Source organism: Mesorhizobium sp. P160927, from assembly GCF_057766385.1.
This window is the reverse complement of record NZ_JBYMDW010000001.1, coordinates 3,450,442-3,467,257: the sequence shown is the minus strand read 5'-3', so window position 1 is coordinate 3,467,257 and position 16,816 is coordinate 3,450,442. Positions and strand designations below refer to the sequence as shown.

Sequence of the window (16,816 nt, the reverse complement as noted above, 5' to 3'; positions counted from 1 at the left end):
GGCGCTGTACTACCACCTCAGCACCGCATCGATGCATAGACGCCCACGAACCCCGAAATGCTGAACGATTTCCTCCTCGAGCGCTTTGATTTGCCTGTGGATGATTTGCTGTCGCGACGGCTGATTGGTACACAGTTTCAGGACTTCGTGCAGCATGACAAGGATGCTGAGACCGTGAGCACGCAGATGGCTGTATCTATGTTGGGAGCCCTGCCACCAGATTCCGCCCTCGTGGCGTCTGTAGGCTGCCATTACCTCGGGAATGAATCCGATCCCGCCCGACAAGGCGTGGAACAGGTTCAAATACCAGTCGTTCGGCAACATGTTTGAAACGGACAAATTGTCGTAGGGTTGCCGCCGGAACATTGCGGAATTGGTCTGGATGAAGTTCTGGGCCAACAGGGTGTCCAGATCAAACCTGCTGACGAATCCCTCCGGAGGGAACGGATAGGCTTTTTCCCTATCGTCGTCAAAATGGAACAAAACCGGATGAAAGCACACCGAACAATCCGGTCGCTCGTCCAGGAATTGGGCTTGCTTCTCCAGCTTGTGCTCGTCGGTGAAATAGTCATCACCGTCGCAGACAATCCAGTATCGGCCCTTGGCCAGCGGAAGCAGAAACTTCGCGACCATCCCCCTGACGCCGCAGGAATAGAGATTTGTCTGCTGCGTGATCGCGCGCACCATTCCCGGATGTTTCGCCACATGCGCGCGGACTATGTCGGTCGTTCCGTCGGTGGACGCATCGTCATGAACGATCACCTCGAACGGGAAGCTCGTTTTCTGCATGAGAATGGAGGACAAGGCTTGGCCGATGAAACGAGCATGATTGAAGGTCTGGCAGAGTACCGAAACCCGGATAACATTGTCTGCCGGCAGAGCGTGCGTCATCGGCCCAGTAGTCCTCACCGCCTCTTTTTTCGTGCTCATTAACGGAGTCGGCACTGAGGTGAAAGGTGGCGGGCCGCCTTGGAAAGCCAGTGAAGGGCCGTTGCTGGCCAGCGCTGTAACGAGCCGGGTTGATATTGGTCCACTAACATGCTGAAAGTCCGCGACCACGCTGCTCGCCAATGCCGCCTTTGGCCTTGGCAATCGGCCTGGGGATTGCCATATGCGCGCGCCATCGCCGGATGAAGGGGTGTCACCCGCCTTTCGCCTTGGGATATAGGTTCTTGCCCATGCCCGAGACCTTGTTGGCGTCGGGCGCATAGATCAGCCCGACATCTTTCGAGCCACACACTTCGCATTTCAGCTTAGGCCTGAGATCCCATTCCATGGCCGGCGCGTCCGGTCCGAAGCGGTTGCGCAGCAATTCTAGGTCGAGCGTCTTGGAGTGACCACAGCTGCCACGTTGCAGACTGCGGTGACCGCCATCTTGCCATCGAAGATGGGACCGTGGGAACTGGACCACCTTGTTCATGAGCAAGCCCGCCTATACCAGAGACGGGCGGAGGCACAGGTTGCCGATCTTCGCTCGACTATCGACGAGACGCGCCGCGTAATCCAGAAATCCCGCAAGCTGCTAGACCGGCTTGCGGCCACGTCAGGCGCTATCGTGCCGTAGGATGTGGCGGTTAGCCAGGTCACTTGAGAGCCGAACGACACTACACGCGGCTGTAGGCGCTCCTCAAAACTGGATGGCGAACTTCGCACCGACCGATACGGAATACTGGATCGTCTGCTGAATGGTGGCTGGTCCTGGATGGTAGGACGCAGCATTGCTGGCAACCAGACCGGGCTCCGAACGTGGGTTGACGATTTTGTAAACGTCGTTGCGAACCCCAAGGCCACCGAACAGGCTCAGCTTGCCGCCGCCGAAAGCCAGTACCGAGACACCCGCGCGCCCTTCGGCCATTCCCGCAATGTCGCCTTCATGGGAGCTAAGAGAGATGCCGGAAATGTTCGATGCGGACTGAGTGGCATCAAAGTTGCCACGCGCATAAAGCAATGCCACTTGGCCTTCAATGAAACCTTCAACCGTTTCGGTCAAGGGGACAGTTTTCTGGAAGGCGACCATCGGACCAACCGAAGCAACGTTCACATCTTCCGAAAGATTGGCGAAGCCGCCGCCCCCAACTGGCTTGGTTGCCGCATCAAAGTTCAATTGGCTGTATGCGCCATACAGGCCAAGAGCGACATTTGTTCCCGCCGTCTGGGTCGGAAGGGCGTAGCCGGCAGAAGCCGCCAGGCGATGGAAGTCGGCATCCACGGACACATTCGCCTGCGCACCGGGACCGGCGGTAATTGCTCCGTGTGAAGGGCTGCCGTCGATCGGTAGTGTGTCAAGGAACGGAAAGGGCCCTGTGGTGGGGAGCGCTAGAACAGAGTTATTATCGTCGGAAACCTTAAGGATACTCGCGCCGAGATATATGCCGCCAAGACCAAGGCCTGGACCCCAATAGTCTCCGCTAAGCTCGCCGCCGACGGCAGAGATACCCGCGCCGTTGTCCGGCTGCGTAATAAAGGTGAAATCCGATTCATCAACAACCGTGCCAAAGCCATTGGCTACGTCCATGTTCACGTAAGCAGCACCCAAACGGATATTGAAAACTCCGTCGCCCGTTGCGACAGTCGCCACCTGTGGATCCGCAGCAAATGCGGACGAAATCGTGAATGAGCCAATAATAGCCGTGACTAGAATGGATGGTTTGATACGCATGTTGCCCCCAATATGCGAGTGCCCAATTCGTTTATGACTTGATTAGCGACAGTTGGCAACAGCCGCAGTTTTTTGGTTGCCAGAGATATCCTCTCTCAGGGAAGACCGCGCGGAAGCGGTGCGGCCAGCTCCCGAACCCTGGCCGCTGAAGTATGTTCCGCAGCACACAAAAGCCCGCCACCTTTCGGCAGCGGGCAATCACAGGAAGTGCTGGGATCAACCAGCATGGGACAACGGGTGGCGGTGGGGTCGGTTTCGTCCTACTTGTCCGCAACTCGTCAATCTCCCCCTTCATGTCCTGGATCACGTCGCGCGTGCCGTTGACGCGAAGACGTTGACTCCGGCTCCATGAAGGGCGTAGGTCGCGGTTCGCACCCCGCGTCCAGGGCGCGCTTTTCCCGGTAGAGGTGCCAAAAAGTGGACGACAAATATACCAATGCCCGTGAACACTTCTTCGCTGCGATCCGGGCGCTTTCAGCCTCTGCGGATAGCATTCAGGCGAGGTTGATCGAAGCGAACGTAAACATCGTGAATGTTACGATCGACGAATTCAACGGTGACCGCGAACTCAAAATCAAGTTTGCAAAATTGCTGGACCTCCTGGCGATCGATCAGGATGATTTGGAAACGGTGGCTGTTAAGAATGCGGCGCACATGACCGATTTCGAAGCTGTAAAAGTCGCCGATTTGATCTGCGATTTCTATTACGAGATCACCTAGCGCCGGGGCGTCACTAGCCACCTCGCAGAACGCGCCAGATATCGGACCAATAGGCAGTGATCAGCGAAGCCAATGCGGCCGCTGCCATTCCCGTCACACCAAGGGCGCCAAGCCCCATCAGCTTCCAGCGCGTCACCTCGGCCGTGACTTCCTTAACGCTGGCCATATCAGCATTGAGCTTGGTTACGGCCGTTTCGGTAGCTCCCACACGCTCGACCAGCTCGTCGGTTTTTTGATACATTTTCGCGCGGCTCGAGGCGGCCCGTTGTTCGGACTGCTCATAGCTGAGTGCGGCGCGCGCATCGCTGTCCTTGATGTCGCGACGGATCTCAGTGATGTCCCGCTGCATGTCCTGCGTGGCCTGAAGCAGGCCGCCGATCATCATTTCCAAGCTTTTCGTTCCGGATGTCGGCATGCCCCTGCCCTGCTGCTATGATTTCAGTTCGGCCCGGCGCGCGGCGCTGGCCTTGGTGTGCAAATCGCATTCGGCGCGGGTGTAGAGCTTCACCGCGCAGCCAGGCGCCACCGTCCTGTCGATCTTGTTCTGATCGGCAACCGTCTTGCCCTGAGCGCCAGGAAGGCTGCTACCGATGGCCGAGCGTAGCGGCGGTACACCGCTGACGCCCGAAGTCGTACACGCCGCCAGCGTCAATGCACTGGTCAAGAGACATGCGAGCGTCGGTGCCTTTTTTGATCGCATCGGTATTCTCCTTTTCGATCTTGGCGCGGACCTCGTCGGCGCCCCAATGTTTGATGAGTTCGTAGCCGCCGAGCGCGGCGCCCGAGACGGCCAGGGCGATGGCCGCCCATGCCAGGATGCCAGCAGCGGGCCGAGGGAGGCCGACAGCGCCGGCAACCAATGTGATCAGCCAAGTCATGCCGGCACCGCTCCCAGCGCCGCGGCGAGGCGCTGGGCCTTCCGATTGGCATACCAGCGATAGGCAGCGCCCCCGCAGAGCAGCAGCGCGCTCACTAGGGCAAGGATGACGATAATCTTCGTGATCCACTCGCTGGCATAGGACAGGGGCGACAGTTGCTCCTGAAGGCCCTGCAATGTGCCAGACACGCCGAGACCGCCACCGCCCGCACCGATCGCGGCGTCCGCCGGCGCAGTCGACGGCGCGGCCGCTGCGTCCTCAACCATTGCCTTGGCGTGGCCGCCATCGACGAAGTTTGCCGCCATCGGGTTTTCGCCGCTCGCCCATGCCTTGCCGATCGCGCGGACTTCGGAAACGCGCGCCGTCCAGCCCTTGCCGAAGGTCGGGAAGGTCCCGAGGTGGCGCAGGAAATTCATGCGCGTGTCGCAGATCCGATCAATCAGCGCATCGTTGTTTGTGTTTGCTTGGAGCGCGGCAAGCGTGCCCACGCCCATCACGCCGTCGATCGGCCCCTTGTAGGAGGGACGCAGCGCCTGTTGCAGCCACATGATCGACCGACCGGGGCCGGAATTCACGCCGCCGTCAAACACTACATAATCGACGCCGGCCGGTAGCTGGTCGCCCATTACCGCATCCCAGTATTGCCGGTCATAGATCTCGTTCAACTCAGCGGTCTGAATGCCCTTTACGGAGCGCGTGGATAGGCCCTTGCTCTTCCGGTACGCGTCATAGACCCGCTGGGTGACGCCCTTCATCGTGGCGCCACCCGGGTCTTTCGGGTTGTTCGAATAGCCGCCCTCATGCGAGAGCACGCGGGCAAGCGATTCCTTCTCACGGGAAACAGCCATGGGTCTTCCTTTCGGGTGATGATTGGCTATGGTCGGCGCCGGGAGCGAGCCGATGGAGGTCTACAAGGTCGAGTGGATACGCGATGGTACGGCCGTGCAGCGTGCCGAGGTCCAGGCTGACAACGCTGTCGAGGCCGCGAAGACGTGGGGTGCGGTAACGATCCCGTTTGCCGAAGAGCCCCAATTCGGCGAGTGGATCAGGGTAACGCATCCGGACGGCTGCACCACCACTTGGTTTGAGACGGAGAAGCGGGATGGAATGATTTTCACAGTCGAGTTGATGCGCGACGGCGTGGCCGTGACGCGCCGCGAGGTTCAGGCCGAAGCCATGATGAGGCGGCGGCAACGCTCGGGCCAATCAACACCGGGCTGGGCCGGGAACCGGCGTCAGGAGAGTGGATCAGGGTGACGCAGGTTGGCAGCGGTAGGACGAAATGGTTTCGACGGGATGATGCTTAGCGCCACTGTTGGTTTAGACCACTCTTATTTGTACGCATCCCTGAACTCGTCTACGCTCCTCCGATTGTAGCGGAGGTATGGAGTGGTGAAGTTTCTATCCAGGAAGCGCGCGAGAGGGACGAATAGGCCCACGTCTGAAGACGCAGTGGAACGCTTGTCCTTTCTCGACGGTGTTTTGATTGCCACTGGATGGACCACCGGCGACGATCCGATCATTCTCTATGATGGCAGCCCTGTTGACCACCAATTGTGCGTCAGATACGGGCGCAAAGAACGGTTTCTCGCGGACAAGCATGGCTTTCGAATAGCCGCACCTCTTGTCAACCGCAATATCGACAACGAGAAGGTTTTTGTCCGTTTCGACAATGGCAATGAGCTTCGCCGCTCTCCCAGTCAGCCAGACACACATCCTGCGGTACTGAGCGCGTTCTTAACAGCCGCAAATCGAAAATCTGGTGTCCCTCTCATTGAGATAGGTTCGCGCGCCAGATCAGGCAGTACCTATCGTCATCTTTTCCCCAATTGCGAATATTTCGGCATTGACGTGGCTGACGGGCCGAATGTTGACCTGGTGACTGACGCCCACACCATGAAAGGTGTTACGAAGCAGTTTGACTTTGCCTTTTCGGTCTCTGTCTTCGAACACCTGATGATGCCTTGGGTAGCGGCTCATGCACTCAACCGAGTTCTCAACAGCGGCGCTTTAGTATTCATACAGTCACATCCTTCGTGGCCCCTACATGAGGAGCCATGGGATTTCTTCCGTTTTTCGAAAGACGCATGGTCCTCGATCTTCAGCCCGTTCACGGGGTTTGAAATCATAGACGCGGGCTACGCATTAGAAGCATCCATCGTTCCCGCCAACGCCAGTGGCGGGGCCTTGCAGACATTCGAAGACCACAGAACCTATCTGGTTAGTTCATGTCTTGCGAGAAAGATCGGTGTTCCGACACACGACTGGTCAGCTGATCCGGCAGAAATTCACAATCTCAAGTATTCGCATGGCACTCTGTGAGGGGGTTGAAAACTGTAATGTTAGACGAATTGCATAATAGTGGGATAGAAGTGTTTAATGACCAACCAATTGGGCGAACTTTAACAATCATCGTCGCTGGCGTTCCACGCTCCGGCACAACCATGGTGGCTAAAGCTCTGCAAAGCCTCGGTGTTTTTCTTGGCGATGAGATTGATGCCTCGGTCCAGGAAGACCTTCGCCTTTCGGCTGCGATAGAGCAAAACAACCAGGAGATTTCTGACATCGTCGCCGCCTACAACAGAGCTCACTCCGTGTGGGGATTCAAACGGCCGACCGCCTATCAGACCATTGACCTAAGACTATTTCGAAATCCTCGCCTGGTTTTGACCTTCCGCGACCCAGTGGCAATCGCGAAACGGGAAGAAATTTCCATGGTCTCCGACTTTCGGATTCAGTTGCGTCGAGCTGCTGAATGGTCGCTAAATCTGACAGATTTTGCGCTTCAACAGACCGTGCCTACGATGCTGGTTTCCTATGAAAAAGCCTTACAGAATCCCCAAGCATTCATCTGGCAATTGGCGCGATACATCGGGGTAACGCCTAGCTGGCGAGTTGCTCGAAGTGCGGCTGCGTCCATCAAGGCAAGTCCATCCGATTACCTAGAGAAATCTCAGGTTCGTTTCCCGAGAAAGCCGTCATGAAAAAATCCGACGTTGCCGTCGTCATTCCCTATTACAATGGCTCAAAGTACATCCGTCGCGCAGTCGAAAGCGTTCGAAAGCAAACGGTTTCGCCTGCTGAATTCGTGGTTGTTAACGATGGATCGAGCCAGGAAGAAGCCGCCTTTCTTCATGACCTGGCGAACGGAATGGATTTCAAAGTTATCGATAAGACGAACGGCGGTCAAGGGACGGCTCGAAATGCTGGTGTCGCCGCAACAGTATCTCCGTACATCTGCCTGCTCGACCAAGATGACTATTTTCTCCCAAAGCACATCGAAATCCTGCTCGACGCCGTTCAGGATGATGACCTTTTCGGTTGGGCGTACGCCGACCTGATGGAGGCTGACGGTGAAGGCAACATAGTGCGGAGCGAAATGATAAAGCACCACTGCTCGCACAATCCAAAGAGCGACATCTTCCGAATGATCGCGGGAGATATGTTCGTCCTTCCGTCTGCTTCGATAATAAAACGCTCAGCCTTCGATGCCGTTGGTGGATTCGATGTTCAATTCATGGGGTATGAGGATGACGATCTTTTTATGCGAATGTTTCGAGCAGGCTTCTCAAACATATTTGTAGATCAGCCGGTAACGGTGTGGTGCATTAATGAGGAAAGCACATCCTTCGGTATTCGGATGAGCAGAAGCCGCTGGCTGTTTATCCAGAAGATTTACAGAGATTTTCCTAACGATACTGTTCGAAAGCGATTCGTGTTTCGCGATTGTCTGGTACCTCGTTTTCAGCACATCATAATTGCGGAAGCGTACCAGGCAGCAATTCGTCCCGATACCCGCAGAGGGAAAGCCCTGGCGCCACACCGGGACGAATTAATATCCATTCTCACTGGTTTCAAAGATGCGGTTCTGCGCGATCCTGCTACTCTACGCAGAACCAAATTGAAGACCTCGGTGCAGACATGGCTTATCTGTACGAGGTCAAGGTTCTTGAATGAAGCCGCCTTGTTCTTGGCCGCCCTGGTGCGGAAGAGTCTAGTCAGTATGTAAGTTCCTGCCGTTTCGGCATTCGAAATAGGAGTTTTTCCACCGCGAGCGTCGGAGTGTAGCCGCCACCAAAAAGCGCTCGACTTCAGCCTGCAATAGTTGTTTTGACGGTCTTGACCTTGCCATGCGGGTTTCCTATCGAGATAGGAATAGATGCCCATCACCCAAGCAGTTACGCGCATCGCCAGCGAGGATGAATTGACCGACGTCCTGGCGGCCTACGGATTGCTGGGGCCGCTTGTACGCGTGCCTGCGTCTGTGTCGGCCCGCCAGTTCAAACTGCAGCTGCTTGCCGAGGGGCTGCTCGATCAGGTCGAGACGTTCGTCACTTCGCAGGGTGCTGCGGTGCAGATCGCTTATGACAACAGCGGAACGTTCGTTCGCACGGAGTTCGCCCACGCTGATCTCGGCGCCGATGCGCGGAATGTCGATGTCGAGCAGGCGCGCGGCGGCGCCCTTGAACGAAGTGTCCACGGCAGTTCCTTCCTTTGATGATGGGCAATTCTCGGCAAAGGGGCGGTAGGGACTAGGTTAATCAAAGCGGAACGAGGCGCCGCTGAAGAGCGTCACTTTACCGGCCGTCAGCCTTCTATCTGTTAGAATAGGTTTGGATAAGCGGCTTTCATGTTCCCCGCCAAATAGGTGGCGCCAGCCTTGGTGAGGTGCGCGAAATCCAGGAAAATGAGATTCCCCTCATCGTCAAACAAGCGGCAGCGTCCCCTACACATTACATCTTCGATGCTGATGGTTTCTGCCCTCTTGGCGTACATCTCCAGTATCGGCTTCGTCATTTCGTCTGCGGGGTGACGATGGGCAAAAACGAACTGTTCAACCGCGGCGATAGTGACCGCGCGGGAAGCGAAAATCAGATCGGGCACGTTCTCCGTAAACCTGATCGGCGGGCCCAGCAGCACAATCCGGTCAACCTTGCCTGCGAGCGCATCGATCGATTCCCGGATGCCTGGATCGACGTCGCTTGGGTGCCACGATGCCGAAAGGACAACCGCATCGAGCCCTTCTCGGCCGGCAAAATCATCGAATATGAAGCGCATCAACGCTTCACAGTTTGTGTCCATCTTATTCCCAGCTAATGGGACGCAAGATCCTGACGTCGCCTCCAAGAAATTCACGTCCGGATAGGCTTGCTTCAGCACAGAATACATGTCTGCTGCTATGCTATCCCCTACGAGCAGAACGTTTTTTCTCCCGGGCTTCAGATCGAGGCACTCGGCTTGGTCAAAATCCTTGAAAGTCTGATCGGGAAGGATGAAGCATGTTCCGACCCGAACTGTCGGGTTTCGCTCGTTCCACATAGTGTTGGCAGACTGGATGTTGCGGAGCTCCGGAGGAAGCCGAAACCTCAGACCATCGCTATAGGCCGCATAACCAGACATGGCAAAGGTAGCGCCGATGATCGATGCAGCGACACCTAGGGCCTTGGGAGTTGTCGTCAGATCAACCGACCTTGTACCGCGACGTAGAGGATGCTCGACGGCGTAGAATTGCAGAGCCGCTAGCCCAAGGCAGACTGCCAATGCCAATGCCTTTTCGAGCGAAGTGCCGAGGGGCATGAAGACTGCGACCGGCCAATGGACAAGATAAAGACTGTAAGATATCCGACCGATGAAGGTCATTGCTACGTTTGACAGAAGCGGAGCTATCGGCGGGACATTGCCGACAAGGATAACCACCGCGGCACCAGCGCAAGCGATGAGCGACCAAGCTGATGGCATTGGCACGTTGTCTCGCAATAATAGAAACGCTCCCACAATCGAGGCAAGCCCAAACCAGCCGACCATATTCGCGAGTGCTCCTGTCAATCGCACCTTGAACCAGGGGATTGCAATCATGATGCCCAGAGCAAACTCGAAAATCCGAAAGGGCATCCAGTAGAATACTGTGCTCGGGCTGTTCCCGATCACAGTTTGCGCCGCGACCAATGATGCAACTCCGGCGAAGCCAACGATCCATGCGGAAACCTTCACGCCGAAATAGCGTAACGTGAAAAGCAACGCCGCTGGCCAAAATAAATAGAACTGCTCTTCGACGCCAAGTGACCAAGTATGCAGTAGCGGCTTCAGATGCGCGGCTGTGTCGAAATATCCAACCTTGCTCCAAAAATAGATGTTGGAAACAGCGAATATAGCGGCGACCGCCGACTGCGCCAGATCCAGCACTTCGTCTGGGGGTAAAAGCGCGAAACTGACTGCGAGGGTAGCGAGTGCTGTTGTAGCCAATGCAGGGAAGAGACGGAGAAACCGCCGCAGGTAGAATCCTCGAAATGAAAAGCGTTCGCCGTGCATGTCCCGAAGGACATTACTGGTGATCAGGAAGCCAGAGATGACGAAGAATACGTCAACCCCTAAAAATCCGCCGGGCAGCCATGAGACCCCGAAATGGAACAATATCACTGCGACCACGGCTACCGCGCGCAGGCCCTCAATTTCCCGCCGTATCGTGTGCTGATTACCCACCATGACTATGGAGGCTGCCCTACAGGCCACAATCTTATGTGTCAAGAAATCGGCAATCGATAGTTGAGGAATACCAGGCGCTGTGCCAAAGCACCGTCAATGTTCTATTCAATTCAAGCTCTGCGGGCGCTTGCGGCCCTGTTGGTGGTGGCCGTTCACTGCGGCTATGGGTACGAGGCATGGGTGCCTCCTGGTGACTTCATGCCATGGTACTACACGCATATTTTTGGTGCTGCAGGCGTCCATCTGTTCTTTGTAATCTCAGGGTTCGTGATTGCATCGCAGCGAATAGAAAAAAGTGTGACCGGAGCTCTAAAATTCTGCGTCAATAGGGTGTCTCGCATCGTGCCGATGTACTGGCTATGCACCTTTGCCTTCGTCGCGGCGCGGACGTTTCTCGATCCGAACCATGCAAGCCAATACAGTCTCGAAACCATCTGGCCTGACTTGGTGAAATCGCTGCTTTTCATCCCAAGAGAGGCGCCACCGGTGCTCGGCGTTGGCTGGACCTTGAACTACGAGATGTTTTTCTATCTCGTATTTGGAACGGTTGTGGTCTTGGCCGGGCGTTCGGTCATATTCGCCGCAACCGCGCTCGCCTGCTTCGTAGCGGCAGATACACTGATCGGGGAGCGGACTTTCGGTGTTCTGGCTCAACCTATCGTGCTGGAATTTGCCATTGGGATGTTGATTTTCAAGGTTTATAGAAGCGCGGTTCTACAGCGAGTAGCACCTTACGTTTTCGCATCGGGTTTGCTCACATTGTTCTCGACTGCCTTCTGGTTCTTGCCCGGGTCAGCGTCCGGCTGGTCAATTTTCTTTGCGTGGGGCTTGCCATCTGCGGCAACGATGCTAGGGGCCGTCTGCTGGGAAAGCAGACGACCAAACCTACTGCGCTGGCGACCTCTTACGGCGGTAGGCGACGCGTCCTATTCACTCTATCTGATCCACTATATCGCGATCTTCGGTCGATCGAATCTGGCCGCCACGCTATTTTTAGACACCCCACTAATTCGTTCATCTGGCCCGCAAGTCGCGACCTTCACGATGGTCGCCATATTGACAATCATCGCTATAGCGGTGCATCGCTGGATTGAGATGCCCTTGACGATAGCCACCAAGGGCACTCTAGCGAGGCTCATTTTTGTACCAAGCAGGCCGGCGCTGAGCTGATCAGCCCAACATCGCAAATGCGCGGCCAACGACTAGCGGTGAAAACACCTTTCCAATTCTGGCCCTGATGAACGCAACGTCCTCGACGACCATATCGACGTTGCCATTGGCTTTGATTTTAAGAGACAGCTCATAGAGCCTCAGCTTCTCGGAAGCCTGCATGTTTTCGTCCTCCCTCGTCGGCGTCATCATTGCCTGTATCGCAGCCGTCCCCAGCGTCAGGCCCGTTTCGGCGTTTTCCAGATCAAGGATAGGCTGGGAAAAGTCGATCTTCATTGAGATTACTCCTGGTTTAGGTTCTGATGAGGCCGTAGCCGGCGGTCTGATGGAAGTCTGTTACGAAGGCGGCAAATCTCTGGGAGACCGACTTCACGGCATCGTCGAGCGCCTGCACCGTCGCCTGAACATAGGAAGCGGTATGCGTCTGGCCGGCATAAGAAGCGAATGTGGTGCGGAGCAATGTGCCAGTAGGAACGCCCCACCCTGTCTTTGCGGCAACCGGCGTTGTGCCAAAGAACCCGATGCCGGTAGTGTTGAACTCGACCTTGGTCGCGGCGGCGCCATCCTGCAGCTTCCACCCACCCGTACCCTTGCCGCGTAGCAGACCGCTGTCGTTTCCCGGCCCTTGGGCGAGTAGCAGGACGCCGGTCCCGGCCGCTTGAGGTTGGACCGAAAGATAGTTGACCGCGCTCGCGGCATCAACGAGCGCCAGACTGACGCGGCCGCCAGCCGAAACAACCAGACCGCTGTTAGACCTGTTGATAGACCAATTGATGGAATCGTTCGATGACCCCAAGATGCTGAAGGTATTCATGCCGGAAGCGTTGTACCAATTGAGTGCATGCGCACCCCCAACGCCTTCCGAGGACATTGCCATGACCTCGCCAGAGGTCAAAGCATCCTTCATGAACACCAAGCCGGAGTTCCAGGTGTTCGACCCCTTTACGACCGCCAAAACTGCCGTACTTGGATTGACCGACGCACCGCCGAATGCATTGTCTCCGCCGCCTTGCGCCCAGAAGCCGAAAAGCCCATCGACTTGGGCGTTTGGCGTCATCGTCGTATTGTTGCCTTTGTTCTTGCCGGCGATTTCCAGGCCGTAGACTTGGCCGGCACCGGCTTCGCGCTGGAGCTCAGCCATAAAGGCCCAAGCTGAATTAGAGGCTAGGTCGGCCACAACAGCCGCGCCAAACGCGATGCCTCCAGAACTTGTATTGCTGGTTTTGATGCCGGATACAAAGCCATAAGGCGAATTCAGATTCGCAGCCGATCCTCCCTCGTTTGTGAACAGGACCCCCGCATTGAGAGCGAGGTAGGCTGGCGCGTTGGCCGCGTTGGAAAGCCAGGATGTACCGCTATCAGAAGGGCCGAGATTGTTGCCGGCAAACTTGCTCGCGGCGCCACCGACGAACACCCGGTCGGACAGCCGCCAGATGTTTGCCCCCGTCGAGAGGCCGGTTGCCCGGCCTTTCCACAGGTTGAACTTACCGCCGTCCGTGAGCTGGTCCCACGTCATGGACGGGTCTGGAAGCCAGGCGCCGCCGACCGTCGCGGTGCTCAACGGGGCCGCGAATGCGTATTTGCTTGCAGGCTTCGGCACAAACGACAGGTTATTGAGCGCACCAGCCGCAGTAAATGCCGCCACGTTCGAAGTGACGCCATCACCATTAACGCCGGCCGTTGGTACGATACCGCCGGCGTCGCCCGAGCGGTCGAAAGTCAGGAGATATTGATCGCCCGCCACCAACGCTCCGGAGCCGCCAAGATAGGCGATGATGATTTTGCGGTACCCTCCACTATCCGTAACACCTCCTGTAACATTGAAACTAAGAAGAACTGGAACGGCAGCGAGGCCACGAATGGTGAGGTTCCCCCGGACCAGATTCGCGCTGTCATCCCAAGAATCGATTATGCCGCGCACATCGGCGCCTGACGCGTCGACGTTATCGAGGTAAGCTGCGGTTGCTCCTGAAACGGTTGCGTTGTCCAGCCTGAAGGCGCCCTCTCCCGGATCGGAATCAACGGTCGACGTAGCAAACGTGAAGAGAAGAGCGGACCCGAAGCGTAGGCCTTCAAGGTAAGTTCCCCATGCCCGTATCTGGCTTTTCTGCGGGTGTATCGGATTCCCGCCGGGACCGTCAGCCCAAATGGTATTGGCTTTCTCGACCATAAAATAAGCTCCCCAGAATGGTGGTTACGGCGGATGCCAAAGGTTTCGCCGGCTAAGTGACGAGGACGGCGCCGGTGGCGACGCCGGTTGTGCTCTCGACACCAGAGCCGTTCACCGAGCGCAGCCAGTAGTAGTAGGTCCCGGCCGCAAGGCCTGTGTTAGTCCAAGCATCAGCCGAAGATGGCGCGCCATATTCGGTGCGAACGACCGTCGCCGTGCCTTCGGTGTTGACGGTGTTGCGTCGGACGTTCGTGGCGACGTAGTTGGCCGAGTTCGGCGTGTTCCAGGTGAGCGCCACCTGGCCAACGCCGCCGGTCGCGACAATGCCTGAGACCGCCGCAGGCGGCGTGCCGTCGACCGTCGAGACCAGCGTGACGCTGCTGGTCCAGTCGCCGTAGGAGTTGTTCGATCCGATATAAGCGGCCTGGATGTCGATCGAGGTGTTGGCCGGCACCGGGTTTGTGTTGACGACGATCAAGCCCGCCGATGGTGTTGCATCGGGGAATTTCTGCTCGACCCAGGCACCGGGCGTGCCGCCGCCAACATCAGTGATGCGGTAGCGGATGGATGGCGTCACGTCGTCACGGTTCGGGTCGACTAACACCACCCGGACATAAACCGTCCCGCTGCCCGAAACAGCCGTCGCGGTATCGATCATCGGCTTCGGAATGCCGTCCGAAACAGGCTTCGGCGGCACCGGTGGTGCGGCACCTTCATCGTCCGCCGGGTTCCAGTCGTCGATCTCCGGACCAGTTCCCGGCATCTTGACCCAGGTCATTTGGAAACCGCCACGCTGCACCGAGAGGACAGACTTGCGATTTGACACCACCGCTCCGTTGAGGGACGGCAAGCGGCGCGGCGTCTTCAATCTGATCCAGGGGGCGTAGATCGCATTGATGCCAGTCAGCCGGACATCGAGAGTGCCGCGCTTCTTTGCCCGAGCTCGTGTGAACTCACGCTTCCCCAGCCTGCGGGCCTGGCGCCATTGCTGAACCCAGATGTAATTGCCTTCCTGTGGCAGAACCCGGCCGGCCTTGATCTGCGCGTCAGCGTCCTCGAAATAGTCGGTGTCCGTGGTCGTATAATCGGTCGCCGGATAGGTGAATTTCGGGACGAACTGGTTGACCTCCTCCTCCGGCAGTACGTCATGCTGCACGGTGTGACCGACGATGTCGGCATCGGTTAGAGTGGCGACATACTTTTCCCGGAATTTGCCGGCGACGACGAGCAAGGCGCCATCGCCGCGCTCGCACATCCACCCGTCAAATGTGGCGAGAAGGGCATTGGTACCGCTCTTTGGATCGTGATCGGTGGTGTCAAAGCCGCCGCATTCGTAGCGCTTTTCGGTGCCGCCAGTCGCCCTGGGCACGTCCTCGTCGCAGACATCAGCCTCTTCCTGCCACATATCGAGAACTGGAAGCAGAGCCTTGCGATAATCCCGCTTGGTCCCGAACGGATTGAAGCATTCATGCCAGGCAAGTGCGAGGATCGAATTCTTCGAGAACTTCCACGTCGACGGGTCTTCCGGATCTTGCGCGGGGTCGCGGAAATCCCAAACCAGCGCGAGCTGCGCGACCACGGAGAGAGCCGGCTTGCCATAGGGATAGAAGGCTTGGAAGTTCTCCGCATTCGGCGCCACGCAACGCATGCCGGCGTATGCCTGTCCGTCGCCCCGGTGGTCATTTGTCCAGATCCCCTGAGATCCGAGCACTGAAACGACCTCGGAAATCGGGGTCTCCGGCACCAGCCCCAGGCGACGATAGATCAGGACCCATTCGAAGGTGCCCTTGCCATAGCGCACGCCGCTGGGGCTCATGACGCGGTTTCCGTCCAGAAGAACCTTGTCATCGTTCAGGTAGTAGCCGGTATAGGCATTGATTCGATGGGCGACGATCGCCTGAACCGAATAGATCTTATTGTCTACCGCTTCCCAAAGCATCATCGCGCCGGCCAGCCGAGCTTCGCCAACGCCCCAGAAGCGATAGGGGATCGGCTGCGTCAGCGGCGCGCGGCCGTCCTCAGGCTTCGGCGGCTTGGGCGTCAGCAGATACTGGACGCCGGCGACGATAGCGGTGGTGGCAATTGCCGATGCGATAGCCGCATAGGAGATCGTGGTGCCGAACAAGGTGAAGCCGCCGGTCCCGAGAATGGCGGTGAAGATCGGCGTGAAGATCGGATCCTTGTGGACCGGCCAGCGATATTCGCCGGTCCAGCCTTCGGCCATGATCTCCTGCGTCGTCGCAGTCTCGAAAGCGCCGATGCCTGGATTATAGGTTTGCCGAAGCGACGCCGTTTTCAGCGCCTCGCGCAAGGCGTCATCGAAGGGGTTCACGCTATGCGCCATGCCGAGCCGGTCCAATCGAGATGTTTGACCATCGCACCGCGCGCCGACATCACTGCCCACAGCGGGCCGAACCGGATGGCAGGAATTTCCTTGACCGATGCGCCGGCGGCCTCGAAACCACTCATGGCGTTGACTATGCCGATGTCGCCATCGCGGGGGTCATTGGTCCTTGGGAAACCGAGGGCGCCAAGCTTTGAACCGACGAGGCGTTCCGCTCCGCCCGATGCCCGTAGGATGGCCGCCGCGCCCTCGGCATCCAAATACGTGCTGCGCAGTTCAGCTCCCGGATCCTTGCCTGTCGCCGCCACAACCCAGTTTGCTGTGAAGAGGGTGCAGTCGCTGAACCCCCACTGCCAGCGATGAGGCAGCCGGATGTACTCTTCCAGCGTCAT

18 protein-coding genes are annotated in these 16,816 nt (G+C 57.4%); 7 read left to right on the top strand and 11 right to left on the bottom strand.

Annotation, left to right across the window (positions count from 1 at the left end):
- Positions 1-9: 9 nt before the first annotated feature.
- The 3 genes from AC3CB8_RS16765 to AC3CB8_RS16755 form a co-directional block, all read right to left on the bottom strand.
- Positions 10-930, bottom strand: a complete 921-nt coding sequence (locus tag AC3CB8_RS16765; protein WP_488377326.1) for a glycosyltransferase — start codon at positions 928-930, stop codon at positions 10-12.
- 211 nt (positions 931-1,141) lie between these two features.
- A complete protein-coding gene (locus AC3CB8_RS16760) occupies positions 1,142-1,420 on the bottom strand; it encodes a hypothetical protein (protein ID WP_352679465.1) in 279 nt (92 codons plus the stop codon).
- 207 nt (positions 1,421-1,627) lie between these two features.
- Positions 1,628-2,659 (bottom strand): hypothetical protein, encoded by a 1,032-nt coding sequence (locus AC3CB8_RS16755; protein WP_352679468.1) that lies wholly within the window; start codon positions 2,657-2,659, stop codon positions 1,628-1,630.
- A gap of 417 nt (positions 2,660-3,076) precedes the next feature.
- On the opposite strand from AC3CB8_RS16755, the gene AC3CB8_RS16750 reads away from it, so the two are divergent.
- Complete coding sequence (locus AC3CB8_RS16750) at positions 3,077-3,379, top strand: hypothetical protein (RefSeq protein WP_352679471.1); 303 nt, start codon at positions 3,077-3,079, stop codon at positions 3,377-3,379.
- A 13-nt stretch (positions 3,380-3,392) separates the two neighbouring features.
- On the opposite strand, the gene AC3CB8_RS16745 is transcribed toward AC3CB8_RS16750, so the two are convergent.
- The 3 genes from AC3CB8_RS16745 to AC3CB8_RS16735 all read right to left on the bottom strand — a co-directional run bounded on the left by AC3CB8_RS16745 (position 3,393) and on the right by AC3CB8_RS16735 (position 5,069).
- A complete protein-coding gene (locus tag AC3CB8_RS16745; RefSeq protein WP_352549227.1) occupies positions 3,393-3,764 on the bottom strand; it encodes a DUF1515 family protein in 372 nt (123 codons plus the stop codon).
- 199 nt (positions 3,765-3,963) lie between these two features.
- Positions 3,964-4,257: a hypothetical protein gene (locus tag AC3CB8_RS16740; RefSeq protein WP_352679473.1), complete on the bottom strand. Its 294-nt coding sequence runs from the start codon at positions 4,255-4,257 to the stop codon at positions 3,964-3,966.
- Entirely contained in the window at positions 4,254-5,069 is an 816-nt protein-coding gene (locus AC3CB8_RS16735) for a glycoside hydrolase family 108 protein (protein WP_352726580.1), read from the bottom strand. The genes AC3CB8_RS16740 and AC3CB8_RS16735 overlap by 4 nt, the downstream gene beginning before the upstream one ends.
- An 88-nt stretch (positions 5,070-5,157) precedes the next feature.
- On the opposite strand from AC3CB8_RS16735, the gene AC3CB8_RS16730 reads away from it, so the two are divergent.
- The 5 genes from AC3CB8_RS16730 (at position 5,158) to AC3CB8_RS16710 (ending at position 8,755) form a co-directional block, all read left to right on the top strand.
- Positions 5,158-5,514, top strand: coding sequence for a hypothetical protein (locus AC3CB8_RS16730; protein WP_352679479.1), 357 nt, complete (start codon positions 5,158-5,160; stop codon positions 5,512-5,514).
- Between the two features lie 195 nt (positions 5,515-5,709).
- A complete protein-coding gene (locus AC3CB8_RS16725) occupies positions 5,710-6,579 on the top strand; it encodes a methyltransferase domain-containing protein (RefSeq protein ID WP_352726578.1) in 870 nt (289 codons plus the stop codon).
- A 17-nt stretch (positions 6,580-6,596) separates the two neighbouring features.
- Complete coding sequence (locus tag AC3CB8_RS16720; RefSeq protein ID WP_352678949.1) at positions 6,597-7,241, top strand: hypothetical protein; 645 nt, start codon at positions 6,597-6,599, stop codon at positions 7,239-7,241.
- On the top strand, positions 7,238-8,266 hold the full coding sequence (locus AC3CB8_RS16715; RefSeq protein WP_352678952.1) for a glycosyltransferase family 2 protein: 1,029 nt from the start codon (positions 7,238-7,240) through the stop codon (positions 8,264-8,266). Before AC3CB8_RS16720 ends, AC3CB8_RS16715 begins: the two co-directional genes overlap by 4 nt.
- 150 nt (positions 8,267-8,416) lie before the next feature.
- Positions 8,417-8,755 (top strand): hypothetical protein, encoded by a 339-nt coding sequence (locus AC3CB8_RS16710; protein WP_352678955.1) that lies wholly within the window; start codon positions 8,417-8,419, stop codon positions 8,753-8,755.
- A gap of 104 nt (positions 8,756-8,859) precedes the next feature.
- Here the strand turns inward: AC3CB8_RS16710 and AC3CB8_RS16705 are convergent, their stop codons facing one another.
- A complete protein-coding gene (locus tag AC3CB8_RS16705) occupies positions 8,860-10,740 on the bottom strand; it encodes an acyltransferase family protein (RefSeq protein WP_352678958.1) in 1,881 nt (626 codons plus the stop codon).
- Between the two features lie 96 nt (positions 10,741-10,836).
- Between AC3CB8_RS16705 and AC3CB8_RS16700 the strand changes: the two genes are divergently transcribed.
- Entirely contained in the window at positions 10,837-11,910 is a 1,074-nt protein-coding gene (locus AC3CB8_RS16700; protein ID WP_352678961.1) for an acyltransferase family protein, read from the top strand.
- On the opposite strand, the gene AC3CB8_RS16695 is transcribed toward AC3CB8_RS16700, so the two are convergent.
- The 4 genes from AC3CB8_RS16695 to AC3CB8_RS16680 are packed head-to-tail and all read right to left on the bottom strand — an operon-like array spanning position 11,911 to position 16,816.
- Entirely contained in the window at positions 11,911-12,186 is a 276-nt protein-coding gene (locus AC3CB8_RS16695; protein ID WP_352678964.1) for a hypothetical protein, read from the bottom strand.
- A gap of 16 nt (positions 12,187-12,202) precedes the next feature.
- Entirely contained in the window at positions 12,203-14,080 is a 1,878-nt protein-coding gene (locus AC3CB8_RS16690; protein ID WP_352678967.1) for a hypothetical protein, read from the bottom strand.
- A gap of 52 nt (positions 14,081-14,132) precedes the next feature.
- On the bottom strand, positions 14,133-16,424 hold the full coding sequence (locus AC3CB8_RS16685; protein WP_352726576.1) for a phage tail protein: 2,292 nt from the start codon (positions 16,422-16,424) through the stop codon (positions 14,133-14,135).
- Positions 16,409-16,816, bottom strand: coding sequence for a DUF6950 family protein (locus AC3CB8_RS16680; RefSeq protein WP_352678973.1), 408 nt, complete (start codon positions 16,814-16,816; stop codon positions 16,409-16,411). Before AC3CB8_RS16680 ends, AC3CB8_RS16685 begins: the two co-directional genes overlap by 16 nt.

What these genes read in the sequence shown, in the direction of transcription:
- AC3CB8_RS16765 (WP_488377326.1), bottom strand. Translation starts at nt 930, where the DNA reads ATGAGCACGAAAAAAGAGGCGGTGAGGACTACTGGGCCGATGACGCAC.
- AC3CB8_RS16760 (WP_352679465.1), bottom strand. Translation starts at nt 1,420, where the DNA reads ATGAACAAGGTGGTCCAGTTCCCACGGTCCCATCTTCGATGGCAAGAT.
- AC3CB8_RS16755 (WP_352679468.1), bottom strand. Translation starts at nt 2,659, where the DNA reads ATGCGTATCAAACCATCCATTCTAGTCACGGCTATTATTGGCTCATTC.
- AC3CB8_RS16745 (WP_352549227.1), bottom strand. Translation starts at nt 3,764, where the DNA reads ATGATGATCGGCGGCCTGCTTCAGGCCACGCAGGACATGCAGCGGGAC.
- AC3CB8_RS16740 (WP_352679473.1), bottom strand. Translation starts at nt 4,257, where the DNA reads ATGACTTGGCTGATCACATTGGTTGCCGGCGCTGTCGGCCTCCCTCGG.
- AC3CB8_RS16730 (WP_352679479.1), top strand. Translation starts at nt 5,158, where the DNA reads ATGGAGGTCTACAAGGTCGAGTGGATACGCGATGGTACGGCCGTGCAG.
- AC3CB8_RS16720 (WP_352678949.1), top strand. Translation starts at nt 6,597, where the DNA reads ATGTTAGACGAATTGCATAATAGTGGGATAGAAGTGTTTAATGACCAA.
- AC3CB8_RS16715 (WP_352678952.1), top strand. Translation starts at nt 7,238, where the DNA reads ATGAAAAAATCCGACGTTGCCGTCGTCATTCCCTATTACAATGGCTCA.
- AC3CB8_RS16710 (WP_352678955.1), top strand. Translation starts at nt 8,417, where the DNA reads ATGCCCATCACCCAAGCAGTTACGCGCATCGCCAGCGAGGATGAATTG.
- AC3CB8_RS16705 (WP_352678958.1), bottom strand. Translation starts at nt 10,740, where the DNA reads ATGGTGGGTAATCAGCACACGATACGGCGGGAAATTGAGGGCCTGCGC.
- AC3CB8_RS16700 (WP_352678961.1), top strand. Translation starts at nt 10,837, where the DNA reads ATGTTCTATTCAATTCAAGCTCTGCGGGCGCTTGCGGCCCTGTTGGTG.
- AC3CB8_RS16695 (WP_352678964.1), bottom strand. Translation starts at nt 12,186, where the DNA reads ATGAAGATCGACTTTTCCCAGCCTATCCTTGATCTGGAAAACGCCGAA.
- AC3CB8_RS16690 (WP_352678967.1), bottom strand. Translation starts at nt 14,080, where the DNA reads ATGGTCGAGAAAGCCAATACCATTTGGGCTGACGGTCCCGGCGGGAAT.
- AC3CB8_RS16685 (WP_352726576.1), bottom strand. Translation starts at nt 16,424, where the DNA reads ATGGCGCATAGCGTGAACCCCTTCGATGACGCCTTGCGCGAGGCGCTG.
- AC3CB8_RS16680 (WP_352678973.1), bottom strand. Translation starts at nt 16,816, where the DNA reads ATGACGCTGGAAGAGTACATCCGGCTGCCTCATCGCTGGCAGTGGGGG.